Source organism: Brakhagea slesvicensis, assembly GCF_052161625.1.
Classification (GTDB): Bacteria; Planctomycetota; Planctomycetia; order Pirellulales; family Pirellulaceae; genus JBKCUI01.
In genome coordinates, this window is record NZ_CP197412.1 from 3,527,814 (window position 1) to 3,545,711 (window position 17,898).

Here is a 17,898-nt window from a genome sequence, read left to right on the forward strand (position 1 = left end):
CTGCGAAGCTCACCTTGTATTTGCTTTTTTCGAAGAAACAGCATCCCCTCGATAGGGAATGCTAGACTCAAGCCACCCGCAATCGCTTTAGGATCTCTCGCGACGCACTCCGCGTTCTGGATACAAATCATCCAGCGCGAGAAAGTGCAGCGAATCGAGTCAGTCCAACACCACAGCAGATGAAGCGGCTGTGGATAGAGCGGCGATGGGAACCAAAGGGCTCTGCGAGGAGCCGAATGGCTACTTCTTCTTTTTCTTCTTGTCGTCTGCCTCGTCCTCCTTTTTGACCTTCTTCTTTTTCTTCAAAGAGATCTTGGGGACGCGGACCTTGGCCATGCCGACAACGATGCTATCTTCGGACCACTTATCGATGTCCTGCAATCGCTTGATTCGCTCGGCTCGGGTGAGCACATTTCGGGTCTTGATCGATCCTGCACGGACCTTCAAGCTCTTGTCGAGGGTCATGGAAATCAACTCCTGGTGGACATTAGCTGCGTTCGAAGGGTGAGGATTGTAGCGAGGGGCGGGTTGGCCGACAAGCCGCAATTGCGACCACAATTCAGGTCGCGATTTTTCCCGGATACGGGAAAACCCATATAATCGACGTGGCGGTTGAATTCGAGGGTGCCGGGCGTACGAGAATTACCGCTATCGGCGTTTGTTATCTGCCGATTGACCTTTTCCAGAAAGTAAACGCACCGAGAGGTCGTACGAACGTGTCCAAATCAGCTTCCGACCCGGCCTCGCACCAACCACCCCCTCTACCGGTCCCACCCCCCGCGATTCCACCGTCACTGGCTCCGCCGCCGCAGGTCACTGGTAGGGGTGGCAAGGGAGTCGCGCCTGCGGGAGTCACGTCTGGGAGCGCTCACCCGACCGCAACCGGCGAGAGGGATGCGGAAGAAGATCGAGAGGAAGAGCTGACTTGGCGCGAGAAGCTGTGGGTCCGTTTTGGTCTGCAGGAAACGCCATCTTGGCTGACAAGTTTGATTGTCCACCTCGCCATCATTTTGTTGCTGGCTATCGTTCCGATCGCTGAAAAGATTGGGGATTCGATCACGATACTCTCTGGGACATCTTCCGACACCAACGGGGAAGATGACTTGACGGCGTTCGAAATCAATCCCTCGGCGGAGGATTCCGAGATGCTGGAGAACCTGCCGGATGCCATCAGTCTGGAGAGTTTGAATCTCGATTTGGCGACCCCCGCTTTGCCCACGGATGTGGCGGCCAACGATCTGGCCTTGGATTCTCCCATTCTCGGAGGATTGAAAGGGCGAACAGGAATTCTCAAGGAAACGCTTCTCAAAGCCTATGGGGGGACCCAGGGGACGGAAGATGCAGTCGCTGCTGGACTGGATTGGCTCGCGAAACAGCAGCGATCCGATGGTTCCTGGTCGCTGGTGGGACCCTACAAGGGTGGGGCCACAACCGAGAACAAGCCGGCTGCCACCGCGATGGCGATGTTGGCATTTCTGGGGGCTGGGAACACCCATCAATCGGGCGAGTATCAATTCCAAGTCAAACGTGGGCTCGACTTTCTGATCTCGCAGCAGGATGAAGATGGTTTTTTTGCAAAGCGGGCCTCGGGCAACCAAAGGACCTACGCGCAGGCGCAGTGCAGCATCGCGATTTGCGAGCTTTACGGGATGACCGGCGATCCCAAACTCGAGTCGATTGCCATGCGCGCCATACAATACGCGCAGGTCGCTCAAGCCAAAGATGGGGGGTGGCGATACAACCCCAAAGAGCCTGGGGACATGAGTGTCACCGGATGGTATGTGATGGCGCTGATGAGCGCTCGCATGGGAGGCTTGCTCGTCGATAGCAGTACGCTGGAGAATGTCCACAATTTCCTCGATTTGGTTCAGCGATCCGGTAGAGGGACGGCCAAGGATCCGGATGGCGAACGCTATGCGTATCAACGCTATTCGGTAGGCACTCCTGCGATGACCGCCGAAGGAATGTTGTGCCGGCTCTATTTGGGGTGGAGCGCTACGGACAAGCGGATTCAAGAGGGGTGTGAGCTCCTTTGCAGCAATCCTGTCGCGCAGGCTCCGGATCGGCGATCGTTTTACTACTGGTATTATGCAACCACCTCGTTGCATCACGTCGGAGGGGAATATTGGCGTCGTTGGAATGACGTCATGAAAGTAGAATTGCCCGCGTTGCAAGAAAAGTCGGGCCCCAACCGCGGGAGCTGGTCTGCTCAGGATGATCCACATGAAGGTGGAGGTGGTAGGCTCTATTCAACTTGCTTCTCCATCTACTGTTTGGAGACGTACTACCGACACCTACCATTGAATCGAATGAGCGGAGAATGACCAAGATATATCAGGGGATCGGTCTTCGGTGCATGTATCCCGAGAACTGGAACCTTACCGAGGATACCGAGGATGACCAAACAATCGGCTTCACCTTGGAAAGCCCCACGTCGGCTTTCATGACCGTCAGCGAGTACCCGTGGAACGTCTCCCCCAGGTCTGCGGTGGAGAGCAGCGCTGCGGCCATGATGGCCGAATACGAAGAAGTGGAGCAGCAATCGTTCGATCCGCAGCTCACTTTCCGGGGCGAAATACTGCAAGATTGCCGAGGGGCGGATTTGCAGTTTTACTTTCTCGATTTGCTCGTGACGTCGCGATTGATTGCGTTCACCGTGGACCGCAAAACGTATCTCGTTCAAATCCAAGCCGAGGATCGAGACTTCCAGACGTTGGAGCAAGTCTTTCAAGCGATGATCATCAGCATGTTGCAGTCGCTAGAAACTTAGAATGCGCTGCACGGGAAAATGCGTCTGCCGCGGTAGGAGCCAGTCGCGGACGACTGCTCCTGTATTTCGATCCATCCCGTATTTCTTTCGATCCCACTTTTGGGGCGGTGCTACCGTTAGGTGTGGCGACCGTTAGATATAGAGATTGAAAATGTTTTCGAGCATCTCTTGGCGACCGCTTTCGTTGGTGTCCGGTTCCCCTTTCTCGAGCATGTACTTCTCGAGAGAGGCGAAGTCCGATTTGCCGGCTTCGATGTCGGCTCCGATCCCGCTGTCCCAGCTTCGGTAGCGATTTTTTACAAAGGAGTCGAGAAGGCCTTCTTTGCGGATCTCGGCGGCGATGCGAAGTCCTCGAGCGAACGCGTCCATTCCGCCGACATGCGCATGGAAGAGATCGATGGGTTCGAAGCTCTCGCGTCGTACTTTGGCGTCAAAGTTCACTCCGCCACTCGTGAATCCACCGTACTTGAGCACCATGAGCATGGTCTGAGCGGTCAAGTAGTAGTCGGTCGGGAATTGGTCCGTATCCCATCCGAGGAGCAAGTCGCCGGTGTTGGCGTCGAGCGAACCGAGGACTCCCTGCATGCCCGAGTAATCCATCTCGTGCATCATGGTATGGCCTGCCAAGGTTGCGTGGTTTGTCTCCAGGTTGAGTTTGAAGTAGGGGAGCAAATCGTAGGCGCGGAGGAAGTTGAGGCAGGCAGCCGCGTCGCTGTCGTACTGGTGCTTGGTCGGCTCCTTCGGTTTTGGCTCGATCAAGAACTGGCCCTTGAACCCGATTTTCTTCGCATAGTCGACGGCCATATGGAGAAGCTTGGCCAAATGGTCAAGTTCTCGTTTCATATCGGTGTTGTAGAGGCATTGGTATCCTTCGCGGCCGCCCCAGAAAACATAGTTCTCACCCCCGAGTCGGTGGGTGACCTCCATTGCCTTCTTGACCTGTGCCGCTGCGTACGCGAAGACGTCGGCGTTGCAGCTCGTACCAGCCCCGTGCATGAAGCGAGGGTTGCTGAACATATTCGCTGTCCCCCATAGCAGCTTCACTCCGGTCCCCTTTTGGTGCGCTAAAAGGGCGTCGGCGATCTTGTCGAAGTTCGCATTGGTTTCGCGGAGGGAATCTCCTTCGGGAGCGACGTCCCGATCGTGGAATGCGTAATAGGGGGCATCGAGTTTCTGAAAGAGCTCGAACGCAACCTCGACGCGTTTCAGCGCGTTTTCGACCGAATTGGAGCCGTCATCCCAAGGGCGAATGGCGGTGCCGGGGCCGAAGGGGTCCGACCCGGTGCCACGCATGGTGTGCCAATAGACGATGCTGAACCGCAAATGGTCCTTCATCGTTTTCCCTTCGATGATTTCATCGGGGTTGTACCAACGGAATGCGAGAGGATTCCGGCTTTTGGGGCCTTCGTACTGGATCTTGGAGATTTCGGGAAAGTAAGCCATGGCGATGCTTTCTGAAGCCGCTTGCGCGAGAACGAATTCGATAGAGGTGAATCCCTGGACTGAAATGGAATTCAGGACGAGGCGTAGAGTTTACCTCGGAGAGCCAATTGTGGGAGAGCGGGACGGGCCCATTCGCGGGAGGAAATCAAGAAGAAAAGTTGGGCCCGCAGTCCATTGACTCGATTTCCAACGCAGCTTTTTCCAGTAAACTTAGTAATACACTCCTCTCAATCGATCGCACGCCGCTAATTGGGTTTTGGGCATGACGCAAATAACTGCAGAGCGAATACAAGAGCTGATCGAAAAAAGTCGCTTGGTCGATGCGGCTCCTCTTCAGGAAGCGTTCGATAAGGTCCGCGCCAAGCATTCCGGATCCCTTCCTTCCGATCCAGTCGCTGTCTGCAAAGAGTTAGAGGAATTGGGGCTGATCACACGCTGGCAAAGCGAAAAAATCCTGCAGGGAAAGTACAAAGGATTTTTCTTAGGCCGCCACAAGCTGCTTGGACACCTTGGTAGCGGCGGGATGAGCAGTGTCTATTTGGCGGAACATTTGGGGATGCGGCACAAACGTGCGATCAAGGTGTTGCCCAAATCCAAGCTTGGTAATAACAGCTATCTCGAACGATTCCAGCGCGAGGCCAAAGCGATCGCGTCTCTCAATCATCCGAACATCGTTCGCGCCTACGACATCGACAACGAAAAAGACACTCACTATTTGGTGATGGAGTACGTCGAAGGAGCGGACATGCAAACGCTGGTTCGCAAGCATGGTCCACTCCCCTACGCGGTAGCTGCCTACTACATTGCTCAAGCGGCGAGGGGGCTGCAGCATGCTCATGACGCCGGACTGATTCACCGGGACGTCAAGCCCGCGAACTTGCTCGTGGACAAGAAGGGGATGGTGAAGGTCCTTGATCTGGGGCTCGCTCTCTTTGCGGAGGACACCGACGCATCGCTGACCATGGAGTACAACGACAAGGTATTGGGGACCGCAGATTACTTGGCCCCCGAGCAAGCCATCAATAGTCATAAAGTGGATCATCGGGCTGACATGTACAGCTTGGGATGCACACTCTATTTCTTGCTCACCGGGCATCCCCCCTTCCCCGAGGGATCGATCGCTAGCCGGATTATCAAACACCAGAACAACATACCGGAGGATATCCGCAAAGATCGCCCAGACATTCCTGGTGAATTGGAGGGGGTCTGCGTCAAGATGATGCAAAAGGATCCCAAATTCCGGTATGGGTCGTGCGATCAAGTGGCCGACGTACTGGAAGCTTGGTTGGAGAAGTATAAAAAGGAGGTGAAGGAGACCGCATCGATCCTTGCGAACTTCTCCGTCGCCGATGTGCTCAACGACAAACTCAAATCGAATCGAGACTTAGACACGGTTTCCAATCGCAACGAAGGAACGATGGGTGGAAAGAGTTCCGCGATTGTCAAACTGTCGACATCGGACAGCGGAGTGCTGCGGGCGATCGCGAAAAGCGATGGTTCTTTGATCGATAGCCAGATTGATTTGATGCATGATACGAGCTCCCCGAATCCGTCCAAATCGAAGAGTCAAGCGATTGCGAGAGCGCAGTCTCCCTTAACCGGTGGCAGCAAAGGGGGAGGAAGCGGCTCTCCTTTGGTCAAGCCAATGGCGGGCCGGCCCGCTGGCTCCGGAGTCGGCAAGAGCGGTGTTTCGACGGGACCATCCGGACCATCCGGGAGCAAGCCGATGTCGGCGGGGCCTGCAAAAGCCCAATCGACCGCGAAGTCCGTTGTGGCCAACCGTTCGGTATCTCAGAGCGCGAAAGTGGAAAGACCGGGTAAAGACGCCGTGCGTCCCAAGACGAATCTCTGGATTTTGCTAGGTGTCGCTGGAGTTGTCGCAGTACTATTTGGGTTGATCGTCGCTATTCTCATGCTGCGGTCTTAACCAGCGTTACCGCGAGCTGGGCCGTCATCGCCATCGCTTGGGAGTTGTTCTTCATGCCACGCATTCGTTGTATCGTTCTTTGCCTCCACCTCCTTGCAATCGCTTGCGCGACCATCGCGGCAGGAGGGATTTGGGACGCAACTGCCATAGCGGCGGTCTACCAAGACGGTTCGCTTGCAGGGCTCAAGGCTGAGGTTGCCAAGGCGCGTGCAGCGATGGACGCGAAGAAACTAGAGGAAGCCTTGGAGGCGACCACCTCCAGCGCGAAGCAAATTGTAGCTCTCGCTCCGATGTCCACCGGGCGCGATCGGAGTGAGTTGCAAAAGCTCTATCAGCAAATCTCAGGCCTTCAGGAACTGCTCGCCATTGAAGGAGCCGATTTGGAGCCATTGCCGGATTGGAAGGAACTTATTGCGAAGAAGCCGGATAGTTCGAGCGGAACTCCAATGCCCAATCCCAATAAGGGGGATGCGGTTGTTTTCGAACGAGACATTGCACCTTGGATGGTCGATCAATGCGGAAGGTGTCATATTCAGAAGGCCAGCGGTGGCTTTAGCATGGCGACCGTGGACGCGCTCATGAAGGGTGCCAAGGGAGCGGTGGTCTTGTTCCCAGGAGACGCTGTCGCGAGTCGCATTGTCGAAACTATCGAGACCGGGGATATGCCCCGAGGGGGAGGCAAAGTCACCCAAGAGAACTTGGCGAAGCTCAAAAAATGGATCGAGCAAGGAGCGAAGACGGACGGGATCTCCCCGCAAGCTCCCTTGGTTTCCATTATCCGATCTCCATCAGCCAATCGTCCCAATGGTCCAGACATGGCCCCTGAGCCCGACAAACTATTGCAAACCGCTGCACCGACGGGAAAGGAAACGGTAAGTTTCGCTCGAGACATCGCGCCGATTTTAACGTCGAATTGCAATGGTTGCCATTACGCAGGTATGCGTCCGATGGGAGGGCTCGCGTTCAATAATTTCAGTCAGCTCCTGCGAGGCGGCGACAGTGGCCCCATCGTGACGCCTGGCAAAGGGGCCGATAGTTTACTGGTCAAAAAGCTGCGAGGGATGGCTGGGCAGCGGATGCCTGCCGGAGGGCGCCCGGCGCTGTCCGAGGACAATATCCGACTCGTTTCGACTTGGATCGATGAAGGGGCCTCGTTCGATGGCGAGAGCAAGGAAGCGAGACTCGATTCTGTCATCTCGCAGGCTTGGGCATCGAAGGCTTCCCATGAAGAGCTTATGGAGCGTCGGGTATCGCGCGCGAAAGAGAAGTGGCAAATCGTTGCACCGAAGTCGCTGCCCGATGAAGCGCTGGATGACCGATTTCACATTATCGGCAATATTGGAGCCGATGGAGCGAAACGGCTCTTAGGAGCGATGAAGAATGCGGAGAAGGAAGTAAAGCGGCTCTTTGGGGTTCGCAATAAGGAATCGTTGGTCAAAGGAGGCGTGACGGTCTTTGCCCTCAAGCAGCGATATGATTACAGCGAGTTTGGGACGATGCTAGAGAACCGCTCTCTTCCGGCGGAATGGTCAGGGCATTGGCGTGCGGATGTTTTGGATGCGTATATCACCGTCGTTTATGATTCGAGCGAACCGAAGATATTGGAGTCGTCTTTGGCGCAGCAGTTGGCGAGCCTTTGGATTGGTTCTCAAGAGGGAACCCCCAAGTGGTTTGCGGACGGGGCGGGCCGGCAGACCTTAGCGCAGATTTCGGGCGTGCAAGATGCGAGAGTGAAGGCTTGGATGAACCGACTGCCGGAATCGATGAAGCAGATGGAGAATCTCAAGCGATTTCTGGATGGTGGATTGAACGATGAGGATTCCGCGACCATCGGATTTGGAATTGTGCGGTTTATGAACGACGGCAATCGGAAGAGGCAGTACGATGCGCTCGTTCGGGCCCTCGCAGCGGGCACCCCTTTCGATCAAGCCATGTTGAAGAACGTCGGCCCGCTCGAAGGGTTCTTACAACAAGTACTTGGACGGAAATAGACGGCTCTTATGGCTATTCAAACGGAGGCGCTTCCCGAATCGATCCCTTTTCCCGCAAGGGGTTTGGCGAATGTCGTGAAGATATTGTTCAAATTGCAGCCTGCCCAAGTGGATGGGTTGTTGGAGCAAGGCTACGTGTCCGTAAATGGGAGAGTGAAGCGACAAGGTTGGTTTCGATGCGATGCCGGAGATGAGATTTCCGTCGATTTGGTTCCGCAGGCCATCGTGGCTCCGATCAAGCAGACGAAGAGGAAGCAGTCTTCGAGGACGATTGAATTTCTGTACGACGACGAAGATATTTCGCTTGTCAATAAACCAGCGAATTTGCTGACTGTCCCCACCAAACATCGCGAAGCGCACACTCTCTTGTCCCTTGTCGAACGGCGTTACCGATCGACCGATCGGAATGCCCAAGCCTTTTGTGTGCATCGACTGGACCGTGGAGTGTCCGGGGTATTGGTGATTGCCAAGTCGCTGGAGATGGCTGAACGACTGCGCGATCAATTTGCGGATCGCAAACCGCATCGCAAGTATGTCGCCATTGTCGCGGGGGTTCCGAAACAGCCTGAGGGGCGTTTGGTGAATTATCTATCGACCGATGCAGATCTGAACCGGATCTTGGTCGCCGACGAGACGCAAGGGGAGATCGCGATCACCAATTACAAAGTGCAATCCGCTTTGTCCGATGCCGCGGTGCTCGAAGTGAAATTAGAGACAGGTCGGCGCAATCAAATTCGGGTGCAGTTGGCAGAGTTGGGGCATCCCATCTTAGGAGATCCTCGCTATCGACCGCGGCAGGCAGCCCACTGGGCTTGGCAATTTCAGCGCATCGCGTTGCATGCGGAATGTTTGGGATTGAAGCATCCGAGAACGGGAGAGCCCCTTTTTTTCGAGACCCCGTGGCCCCAGGAATTCCGGGATTTCGTTCGGACACAGCGCAAGCAAACATGATCGAGGCGACTCCTGCAACCCCATATCCTCATTGGCTGGATATCTTAGGTGCATCTAGTGGTTGCACATCGCTCAAGCGAAAAGCATGGAAGGTACTGCGCGAGGGGGAGCCTATCGAGGAGCATTTGGCCAACATGGCTTGGACGCGAAGTTGGTCGGTCGCGCAGACGGTGGGTGTTCCCGAGTCAGGGGCTGTGAAAGTCCGTTTGCGATCGAATCGGACTCAGCAGGATTGCGAGACGGTCGTACTGTTTCCCAAGCGGGGACGACGAGCGACCGTCTGTATTTCTTCGCAGATTGGGTGCGGGGTTGGATGTTTGTTTTGTGCCACAGGGACGATGGGATTCCAAAGGAATCTGCGGTCCGAGGAGATGCTCGAGCAAGTCTATTTGGCGCGGAGATTGGCGCACCGCGAAGGGAGGCATTTGCGCAACGTCGTGTTGATGGGGATGGGAGAGCCTTTGCACAATCTCGAAGCCGTCATGGAATCGATCGCGTTCCTGGTGAGCGATCGGGGATTTGGGCTCCGCGAGAGGTACATTACGGTTTCTACCTCCGGAATTCCGTCAGCCATGTTGTCGTTGGTGCGACGATATCCATCGATCCGAATGGCGTTGAGTTTGCACACGGCAGACGAGGCTAACCGCAGGAGATTGATGCCCAAGGCTCCGAATGATTTGGATGTCTTGCGCGAAACGGTGCGGTCCATCAATCAGATCCAGAGGATCGAATGTAAACAAAAAGATGCACCGGAACATCCGGGGGTACCTGTTTGGATCGAATACGTGCTGATCGATGGTTGGAACGATTCGCAGCTTGAGGCGGAGAAATTGTTGTCGTTTTGCGAGGGTCTTTGTGTCGAGGTGAATTTGATCCCGCTCAACAGCACGACGGTGGGGCGTGGCAAGGCGCTCGACCCGTCGCCGAGAGAGCGTCAGCAGGACTTTGCGGATGCGTTGCGTCGAGGGGGGATCGCAACGACGATTCGCAATTCGTTCGGGGCGGGGGATAATGCGGCGTGTGGTCAGTTGGTGATTTACTGAAAGAACGCTTTGACAAATTCGTCAGGCTGAAATTCCGCCAGATCTTCGAGACTTTCGCCGAGACCAACGAACTTCACAGGGAGAGCGAATTGTTCCGCGATGGGGACGACGACGCCCCCTTTGGCGCTGCCATCGAGTTTGGCGAGGACGATGCCGGTGCAGCCGGCGGCATGCGAAAACCCTTTGGCTTGACTGATGGCATTTTGGCCGGCGGTCGCGTCGAGCACCAAGAGGACTTCATGCGGAGCGTCGGGAATTTGTTTCGCGATGATCCGTTTGAGTTTTTCTAGTTCCTGCATCAAATTGCTTTGGGTTTGCAATCGGCCAGCGGTGTCGAGGATGCAGACGTCATACGATTCCGCGATGGCTTTTTGGCAGGTTCGAAAGACGACGGTCCCTGGATCCGAGCCATGTTCCCCTTGCACGATGTCGCAGTCGATTCGTTCGGACCAGATGCGAAGTTGCTCGACGGCGGCAGCTCGGAATGTATCGCCAGCGCCGAGGAGGACACGGTTTCCTTCTCGGGTGAGGCGGTGGGCGAGTTTCGCGATGGAAGTCGTTTTGCCGGAGCCGTTGACGCCGACGACCAAGATGACCGTAGGGCCGGTGGTGGAGCGAGCGAGGGGAGATTGTTTGCTTCGGAGAGCATTTCCCAGTTCATCGCGAATGACTTGGAAGGCCTCTTCCATATCGATCCTGCGGCCGCGGAATTGCGTGTGGATCGAATCCCGGATTTTCGAGGCCATCCCATTCCCCATATCGGTTTTCACCAGGATGGCGAAGAGTTCTTTTAGGAAATCATCATCGACCAGTCGCCCTTCCGATTTCCAAAGGTCGCGAATGTCGGTGTTGAGCAGTTCATTGGTCTTGCTCAGGGCACGGCGCCACCAACTCGTTTTTGCAGCGCCATCTGTAGCGGCTCGATCCTGCGCATCGCTTGCTACGCCGGACGCTGTGGTGCGTGGGTTGGGCGTCGCGGACTCGGCGTCCTCCATGGTATTCGTCACAGGTGCAGCCGGTTGTTCCTGTCCTGCGATGGGGGCGGAAGGGGCTTCGGGACGTGGGGTGTCTTTGGTTTTTCTGTTCCAGAAAGCCATAGCGGTGCAACTTTTGCTTCTTCCAAGAAGGGCTGGGGTCACGAACGAGACCGGTGGGTCAGGGCGTGATTACCGGAGGGGGATTGGTGGTCGACTCCGATGGTTTCGCCGAAGCGTTCCGTTGAATGCGTCCGGTACGGCGTTGGATAGCGGCACCTACAAAGGCGCCGAACAGCGGGTGGCATTTGGTTGGTTTGCTTTTGAACTCCGGGTGGAATTGCACTGCCAGAAAGAATGGGTGCGAAGGGAGTTCGAGGATTTCGACCAAACCTCCGTCTGGGCTGAGGCCGGAGAACTGCATCCCATGCGCCTCGAATTGGCTTCGGTAGACGTTGTTGAATTCGTAACGGTGGCGATGCCGCTCCGAGACGGTCGACTCCTGGTATGCCCGGTGGGAGATAGAATCGGGCTGGAGCGAACAAGGCTGTGCACCGAGGCGCATCGTGCCGCCCATATTCGTGACTTGCTTTTGTTCGTCCAATAGGCAGATGACAGGGCTGGGAGTGTCTTTATCGAATTCGGTCGAGTGGGCTCGTTCCAATCCAACGACATTGCGGCCGAATTCGATTGCGGCGCATTGCATACCGAGGCAGATACCGAAGAACGGGATTTCTCGTTCGCGCGCATAGCGAATGGCTTGCACTTTTCCTTCGACGCCTCGTTCGCCGAAACCGCCGGGAATCAAGATACCGTCGTAGCCCGCCAAGATCCGTTCGGGACCCTCTTCTTCGATATCGGCACTTTGGATTCTCGCGATGCGAATTTGGGCTTGGTGGTGGATACCCGCGTGGTCGAGCGATTCATAAATCGACTTGTACGCATCCTTGTGTTCTGCATATTTGCCGACGACCGCGATGCTGATCTCGTGTTTGGGGTTCCGGAGCGCGAACATCAGGTTGTCCCACGCATCGAGTTTCAGCGGTTGGCCGGTGAGGTGGAATCGCTTCATCACGAACTCATCGAGTTTGTGATCTCGAAGGGAGAGCGGGACTTCGTAGATCGAAAAATCCTTGTCGATTTCCTCGATAACGGCTTCCAAGTCGACGTTGCAGAAGAGGGCGATCTTTTCTCGTTCTTCGCGAGAGATGTGTTGTTCGCAGCGGCAGATCAGCATATCGGGTTGGATCCCGATTTGACGCAGCAGGCCGACCGAGTGCTGGGTGGGTTTTGTTTTGATTTCCGCAGCGGTTTTAAGGTAGGGGACCAACGTGAGGTGGATAAAGAGGCAATTGTCCCGGCCGACGTCTTGTCGGAATTGGCGGATCGCTTCGAGGAACGGGAGGGATTCGATATCCCCTACGGTGCCGCCGATTTCCGTAATGACGATATCGGTATCGCTATCGGCCATCCGGTGGATCGCTTCTTTGATCTCGTTGGTAATGTGAGGGATGACTTGGACGGTTTTCCCGAGAAATTGTCCTCGTCGCTCCTTCTCGATCACCCGCAAGTAGATTTGGCCGGTTGTGTAATTGGAGTCGCGAGTCAGTTTTCCGCTGGTAAAGCGTTCGTAGTGGCCAAGGTCCAGATCCGTTTCGCTACCGTCGTCGAGCACGTAGACTTCCCCGTGCTGGTAGGGGCTCATCGTGCCGGGGTCGACATTGATGTAGGGGTCAAGCTTTTGCATGCGGACCCGCAATCCTCGAGCTTCGAGCAACATGCCGATTGAAGCGCTGGTAAGGCCTTTTCCAATGGAGCTAACGACCCCACCGGTAACGAAAATATGCTTGGTCATGGAATGGTAAACCGACGAATCAGCGGCAAAAGCGGAGTGGGGAGAGACCCGAGCTCCCAAAATCCTAGCATTGATCGTGGAGCGTGACAAACGGACAGTTTTTACCGAGGAAGATCCCTCATTTGGGCTCGACGGGAGGGAGGATCCTCGTTAATCTTCGCAGTTCGAAATTCCCGAACCCGGATTCGTTTCCAGACTATTATCCCCTTTTTTGCCAGCCATGTACGCGATCATTTGTGACGGCGGACGTCAATTCAAAGTTGAAAAAGACCAGCTTCTGGACATCGATTATCGCGATACGGCCGAAACCGGCGATAAGATCGAGTTCGACCGCGTTTTGGCCATTGGTGGCGATGCCGGTTTGAAGCTTGGGCAGCCAACCGTTTCCGGAGCGAAGGTTACCGCTTCGGTGATCGGCCTGGAAAAGGGCGAAAAGATCTACATCCAAAAGTATCGCCGTCGTAAGAATTATGACGTTCGAACGGGTCACCGTCAGAAGTACACCCGGATCAAGATCGAGTCGATCGACGGCTAAACGTCGGTGCGTCATCTGTATCTGACGGGGTACCGCGGTTGTGGAAAGACTACGATCGCGGAGCGGTTATCGGGGCTTCTTGGTATGCCTTGGTGTGATACCGATGCGATTGTCGAGGCGAATGCCGGTGCGACGATCGCTGAACTCTTTGCAACTTCCGGTGAGGAAGTTTTTCGCGATCTCGAAACCGAGGCGATTCGGTCATTGGTTTCTGCGACCTCCCCTCATGTTGTTGCATTGGGTGGTGGAGCGATATTAAGGTTGCAGAACCGATCGCTGCTCAAAGCATCGGGTTGGGTGGCTTGGTTGCAAGCTTCTCCGCAGACCCTGGCAGAGCGTATTTCCGGTGACAAGTCGACGGCATCGAGGCGTCCTGCATTGAGTCGGCTGGGGGTGCTTTCTGAAATCGAGGCCGTGCTCGCCCAGCGGCTTCCTCTTTACCGCGAATCGGCCGATCAATCTTTCGACACCGAGGCCAATGGGATCGATTCGGTGGTGAAGCAGATTGCGGACGCGTATCAACGGATTGCGGTTTGAATTGCCAATGCAGCGTTAGCTCGTTCTAGCTGACCTTTGGCTCGTGAAGGGGGCTTGGGCAGATAGCGGCTGATTGCGGTAGGAACGGTCGCAGCGATATACTGCATACCGCGCGGGATGTTCCAAGTGTGTTTCTGTTCCGTGTTCCGTATCTGAGTGGTACCAGGTCGAAAGAGAATTCTGGATGGATTATTGGATCGTTGCGATCGGACTGCTTCTGGGGCCGGCGGTGAACTTTGCGATTTATCAATTCGCATATGGCCCTAGGCCGATCAGTCCTTGGCAGCGTCGCGACTCTCGTTGGTGGAGTCGTCTCCCCATTGTCGGGTGGCTTTTTCGCTGGGGAGATCGGGGCGAGTTGGGGGGATGGTTTTGGCTGCGTCCGATGTTGATCGAGATCGGTATCCCTATCGTCCTCTATCTGTTGCATCGGCATGTGATGAGCGAGGGGATGGTTTTTCCGGGTGGTAGTCCGGTGCCTCGCGCGGCGCTGTTCGGTTCGTTCGTCTGCGTTTCGTTGTTGTTTTTATTCTTAGTGGCGGCGACGTTTATCGACTTTGATGAGCGAACAATCCCGGACTTGATCACCGTTCCTGGGACTTGGATCGGCATGCTCGGTACCACACTTTTCCCCGCTTGGCGGCTACGAGAAATCGATCCAGCATCCTTAGTAACTCCGCCAATTGCAAGTCGCGCTTTGCATGCCAATTCCGCGTTCGATTGGCCGTATTACTGGAGTCAGGGGGGGGATTGGGGGCTGATCCTCGGCGTCCTGTTATGGTTTGGCTGGTGTTTTGCTTTGCTCAATCGACGATGGATCGTGCGGCGGGGGTTGGTGAAAGCGTGGAGTTATTTCTGGGCGGGGCTTGCGCGGGATCCGTGGACGCGATGGGTTGGAGCGATGGCCGCTTTCGGTTTGGCTTGGATTGTAGGGACCTACTATTTCGGAGGCCCCGAGCATTGGGAAGGGTTGTTATCTTCTTTGTTCGGAGTTGGCTTGGGAGGGATGTTGGTTTGGTCGTTTCGGTTGGTTGCCGCATTGGTGATGGGGCGTGAGGCGCTCGGGTTTGGTGACGTGACCTTGATGGCCATGGTGGGAGCGTTTGTTGGCTGGCAAGTCGTCTGGATATCCTTTTTTGTTTCCCCCTTCTTCGCCTTGCTTTTCGTTATCTTGTTTTGGGTCGTGACGAGAGACAGTTCGACTCCTTTCGGTCCGTACCTGTCGATGGGAGTGGCGTATGTGCTTTGGGATTGGGCAAGATTGTGGAATGTCGTTTCCGTGATTTTGCTACCCCCGGAGTTGCTGCTCCTTTTTTGGGGCCTTCTGCTCCTGGTTTTGGCGAGCATGTTGGGGGGCATCGAGTTCGTGAAGCGATTAGCGGGATCACGCGGGGGATAAGGAAACAAAGAGATGCACCGATCCATCGACTTGAGTTTGCGGCAGTGCGCCCTTTACTTTGGCATTTTGGCGATCGTGATCGCTGGCTTGGTGGGGTTGGGGAACGAGTCGTGGAGTTTGCCCATGATCGTTGCGGGGGCGGTGGTGGTCGGGCATCTCTACACCGATCGATTGGGATGGTTTTCGCTGCATCGCTATTTGGTCTATTTGTTGATGATTTGTGGAGCGGTCGTTGCTGTCGGTCAATTTTTGAATCAGTCGGTATCGAATCAGCTCATCGCGGTTGGCAATCTATTGGTCTATGTGCAGTTGCCTTTGATATTCCAAAAGAAGTCCAAACGGGTCTTCGAGCAGTGGGGTGTTTTTCTTCTGCTCGAGTTGGTGGTGGCTGCTTTGGTCAATGACAACGTGTTGTACGGAGTCTTGATGCTCCCTGTTTTGGGAGTGGGGTGCGCGGCGATGATGACGCTGGCCTACTACACCTCTCAAATCAAGCACAGCGAGTCTCAAACGGAGTCGTTGGGATTCTGGTCTCGATTGTTGTACTGGTTGGGAAGGGAGGCGACGACGAGCAAGAGACGATCGGGAATTGCATTGCAAGCGAGCGAGCCGATCGATCGCATCATCGCCAAAAGTCGAAGAGCGTGGGGGGGCGGTCGCACCAGTTTGGTTCCATTGACGATAGCGGTTTTGGTTTTCACCGTAGGATACTTTTACACACTGCCGCGACTGCAGGTGGGGGCTTACGAGGCGGAAAGCTGGGTGTCGGCGAGCGTTGGGTTTTCGGAGCAGGTATCGTTGCGTTATTACGGCGATATTCGGCAAAACGAGTCGCAAGTCTTTCGGATGCAAATGTTCAACGAAAAGACCGGAGGGGAATACCGTCCCAATCAGCCTCCTTACATTCGATTGACGGTACTGCACAAGTACTATGAGGGGCCAACGCGAGGTGTGTGGCAAAAGGGGGATTCAGCCGTCATCCTCGATCAGCGTTTCTTCCGGAGGGTGCCCAAGGTCCAGGAGATGAATGAAGCGCTGGTAGAGGGTTCCGATCAAGTTGTCGTCTCGATACTCGAGAAGGCTCCTGTGGGTGAGCCTGCGGCAGTGATACCTCCCTTCTCCCATGCACCCCAACCCAGTGGGTTTTACGCAACGCGAAAGGATTGGCGATTGATCGACTCGTCCGATGACTCGCGGACCAAAGCGCTCAAGCGTCGTTATGCATTTCGGACCTATGGCTTTTTTGGCGGCGAGGAGCGGTCGTTGCTGCCCGATTTAGTAAACACCTTGGACGCTAACAATGGAGACGAGGGGCCTGATGTTGCGTTGCGACTCTATCGCCGCGAAGAGTTGACCGAATTCCCTGCAAGTCTATCTCCTGTCCTGGCAGTGCGAGACGAGATACTGAGTCAAAGCGAAGTCGAGCCTACTAACAAGCTAGCTCGGGCGATGTTCCTCGAGCAATATCTCGCCAGCGGTAAAGAATTCAAGTATTCGCTTCGGCTTACTCCTCCCACCAATTCCCAGATCGATCCGATCGCGGACTTTTTGATCAACAAGAAGAAGGGACATTGCGAGTACTATGCTTCGTCCCTGGCCATGCTGCTTCGTTCGATGAACATTCCAACGCGAATCGTGAGTGGTTTTCGGCCGAGCGAATACAACGAGCTCGGAGGATATTTCACGGTTCAGCAGAAGCATGCTCACGTGTGGGTGGAGGCTTATTTCACGGCCGAGGAGCTCAAAAAGGGAAGGCTTCGCGAACCGATTCCTGCGTGGGTTGGCAAGGGGATGTGGTTGCGAATGGATCCAACGCCGGCTGGGGAGGGGTCCAATGCAGGAGCTGCCGTGATACCTTCAGCGGGGCAAACATTGGGAGTCATGCAGGACCTTTGGTCGGAAATGATCCTCAACATGGACAAATCGAGGCAGGGGAACATGTTCTCCATTTTCGCCGAGACATCGGAGGGTTCGTATGATGCCATGTGGGCGCAATTTCAGCAGTTTTTCGCGAAGCTTCAGTCGAGTAGGTTGATCGGTGGGTTGGCATCTCCGGATCGCTGGTTCTCGTGGCGAGCGGCGGTCGTGATTTGCGTCGTGGGAGCGATCTCGGTATTGGGATACCGGACCTCATTGTGGTTGTTCCCTCAATGGACTCCAAGATTGGCGGTGGCTCGCAAGAAGAAGACGACTCGCACCTCGATTGCGTTTTACAATCGACTGGTCAAAGCCTTGAAGCGGCTTGGGTTCGAGAAGTCTCCGTGGCAGACTCCGCAAGAGTTTTTAACGGCCGTTCGAAAGCAGCTGGAAAAGGAATCCATTCTCCTCGAGAACCGTATGCTGGACGATCGATTGCTTGCGGAAAGTTTTTATCGCGTTCGCTATGGTGGCGAGAGTTCGTTAGATGCGCAAACAGTGGCACTGTTGGAGCGAGAGTTGCGTTCTTTGGAATCGATCAAGCGAAGAAAGTGAT

The 17,898-nt window shown here is 55.2% G+C and carries 14 protein-coding genes; 10 read left to right on the forward strand and 4 right to left on the reverse strand.

All coding sequences use genetic code 11. The features are described from left to right. Window positions 1-240: 240 nt before the first annotated feature. Complete coding sequence (locus SH467x_RS13350; RefSeq protein ID WP_146678082.1) at window positions 241-465, reverse strand: small basic protein; 225 nt, start codon at window positions 463-465, stop codon at window positions 241-243. A gap of 251 nt (window positions 466-716) precedes the next feature. On the opposite strand from SH467x_RS13350, the gene SH467x_RS13355 reads away from it, so the two are divergent. Both SH467x_RS13355 and SH467x_RS13360 read left to right on the forward strand, forming a co-directional pair. After that, the gene (locus SH467x_RS13355) at window positions 717-2,324 is read left to right on the forward strand and encodes a prenyltransferase/squalene oxidase repeat-containing protein (protein ID WP_482367604.1); all 1,608 of its coding nucleotides are present in this window, start codon (window positions 717-719) and stop codon (window positions 2,322-2,324) included. Then, window positions 2,321-2,770, forward strand: a complete 450-nt coding sequence (locus tag SH467x_RS13360; protein ID WP_482367605.1) for a hypothetical protein — start codon at window positions 2,321-2,323, stop codon at window positions 2,768-2,770. Before SH467x_RS13355 ends, SH467x_RS13360 begins: the two co-directional genes overlap by 4 nt. Before the next feature lie 132 nt (window positions 2,771-2,902). Here SH467x_RS13360 and xylA read toward each other — a convergent pair whose 3' ends face one another. Continuing rightward, entirely contained in the window at window positions 2,903-4,213 is a 1,311-nt protein-coding gene (xylA, locus tag SH467x_RS13365; RefSeq protein WP_482367606.1) for a xylose isomerase, read from the reverse strand. A 262-nt stretch (window positions 4,214-4,475) separates the two neighbouring features. Between xylA and SH467x_RS13370 the strand changes: the two genes are divergently transcribed. The 4 genes from SH467x_RS13370 to SH467x_RS13385 are packed head-to-tail and all read left to right on the forward strand — an operon-like array spanning window position 4,476 to window position 10,125. Beyond that, window positions 4,476-6,140 (forward strand): serine/threonine protein kinase, encoded by a 1,665-nt coding sequence (locus tag SH467x_RS13370; protein ID WP_482367607.1) that lies wholly within the window; start codon window positions 4,476-4,478, stop codon window positions 6,138-6,140. A gap of 53 nt (window positions 6,141-6,193) precedes the next feature. Next, the gene (locus SH467x_RS13375; protein WP_482367608.1) at window positions 6,194-8,131 is read left to right on the forward strand and encodes a c-type cytochrome domain-containing protein; all 1,938 of its coding nucleotides are present in this window, start codon (window positions 6,194-6,196) and stop codon (window positions 8,129-8,131) included. Window positions 8,132-8,140: 9 nt separating this feature from the next. Next, entirely contained in the window at window positions 8,141-9,082 is a 942-nt protein-coding gene (locus SH467x_RS13380; protein ID WP_482367609.1) for an RluA family pseudouridine synthase, read from the forward strand. Further along, window positions 9,079-10,125, forward strand: coding sequence for a radical SAM protein (locus SH467x_RS13385; protein ID WP_482367610.1), 1,047 nt, complete (start codon window positions 9,079-9,081; stop codon window positions 10,123-10,125). Before SH467x_RS13380 ends, SH467x_RS13385 begins: the two co-directional genes overlap by 4 nt. Here the strand turns inward: SH467x_RS13385 and ftsY are convergent. Beyond that, window positions 10,119-11,222, reverse strand: coding sequence for a signal recognition particle-docking protein FtsY (ftsY, locus tag SH467x_RS13390; RefSeq protein WP_482367611.1), 1,104 nt, complete (start codon window positions 11,220-11,222; stop codon window positions 10,119-10,121). The two genes, SH467x_RS13385 and ftsY, sit on opposite strands and share 7 nt — an antisense overlap. A gap of 58 nt (window positions 11,223-11,280) precedes the next feature. Continuing rightward, window positions 11,281-12,954, reverse strand: a complete 1,674-nt coding sequence (locus tag SH467x_RS13395) for a CTP synthase (RefSeq protein ID WP_482367612.1) — start codon at window positions 12,952-12,954, stop codon at window positions 11,281-11,283. Between the two features lie 220 nt (window positions 12,955-13,174). Here SH467x_RS13395 and rplU point away from each other — a divergent pair, with 220 nt between their 5' ends. The 4 genes from rplU to SH467x_RS13415 all read left to right on the forward strand — a co-directional run bounded on the left by rplU (window position 13,175) and on the right by SH467x_RS13415 (window position 17,897). After that, on the forward strand, window positions 13,175-13,489 hold the full coding sequence (rplU, locus tag SH467x_RS13400) for a 50S ribosomal protein L21 (protein WP_482367613.1): 315 nt from the start codon (window positions 13,175-13,177) through the stop codon (window positions 13,487-13,489). A 6-nt stretch (window positions 13,490-13,495) separates the two neighbouring features. Then, on the forward strand, window positions 13,496-14,026 hold the full coding sequence (locus tag SH467x_RS13405; RefSeq protein ID WP_482367614.1) for a shikimate kinase: 531 nt from the start codon (window positions 13,496-13,498) through the stop codon (window positions 14,024-14,026). A 184-nt stretch (window positions 14,027-14,210) separates the two neighbouring features. Beyond that, window positions 14,211-15,425 carry an A24 family peptidase gene (locus SH467x_RS13410; protein ID WP_482367615.1) on the forward strand — a complete coding sequence of 405 codons (1,215 nt, stop codon included), beginning with the start codon at window positions 14,211-14,213 and terminating at the stop codon, window positions 15,423-15,425. 12 nt (window positions 15,426-15,437) lie between these two features. Then, on the forward strand, window positions 15,438-17,897 hold the full coding sequence (locus SH467x_RS13415; RefSeq protein ID WP_482367616.1) for a transglutaminase TgpA family protein: 2,460 nt from the start codon (window positions 15,438-15,440) through the stop codon (window positions 17,895-17,897). Window position 17,898: the final 1 nt, after the last annotated feature.

What these genes read in the sequence shown, in the direction of transcription:
- SH467x_RS13350 (WP_146678082.1), bottom strand. Translation starts at nt 465, where the DNA reads ATGACCCTCGACAAGAGCTTGAAGGTCCGTGCAGGATCGATCAAGACC.
- SH467x_RS13360 (WP_482367605.1), top strand. Translation starts at nt 2,321, where the DNA reads ATGACCAAGATATATCAGGGGATCGGTCTTCGGTGCATGTATCCCGAG.
- xylA (WP_482367606.1), bottom strand. Translation starts at nt 4,213, where the DNA reads ATGGCTTACTTTCCCGAAATCTCCAAGATCCAGTACGAAGGCCCCAAA.
- SH467x_RS13370 (WP_482367607.1), top strand. Translation starts at nt 4,476, where the DNA reads ATGACGCAAATAACTGCAGAGCGAATACAAGAGCTGATCGAAAAAAGT.
- SH467x_RS13375 (WP_482367608.1), top strand. Translation starts at nt 6,194, where the DNA reads ATGCCACGCATTCGTTGTATCGTTCTTTGCCTCCACCTCCTTGCAATC.
- SH467x_RS13380 (WP_482367609.1), top strand. Translation starts at nt 8,141, where the DNA reads ATGGCTATTCAAACGGAGGCGCTTCCCGAATCGATCCCTTTTCCCGCA.
- SH467x_RS13385 (WP_482367610.1), top strand. Translation starts at nt 9,079, where the DNA reads ATGATCGAGGCGACTCCTGCAACCCCATATCCTCATTGGCTGGATATC.
- ftsY (WP_482367611.1), bottom strand. Translation starts at nt 11,222, where the DNA reads ATGGCTTTCTGGAACAGAAAAACCAAAGACACCCCACGTCCCGAAGCC.
- SH467x_RS13395 (WP_482367612.1), bottom strand. Translation starts at nt 12,954, where the DNA reads ATGACCAAGCATATTTTCGTTACCGGTGGGGTCGTTAGCTCCATTGGA.
- rplU (WP_482367613.1), top strand. Translation starts at nt 13,175, where the DNA reads ATGTACGCGATCATTTGTGACGGCGGACGTCAATTCAAAGTTGAAAAA.
- SH467x_RS13410 (WP_482367615.1), top strand. Translation starts at nt 14,211, where the DNA reads ATGGATTATTGGATCGTTGCGATCGGACTGCTTCTGGGGCCGGCGGTG.
- SH467x_RS13415 (WP_482367616.1), top strand. Translation starts at nt 15,438, where the DNA reads ATGCACCGATCCATCGACTTGAGTTTGCGGCAGTGCGCCCTTTACTTT.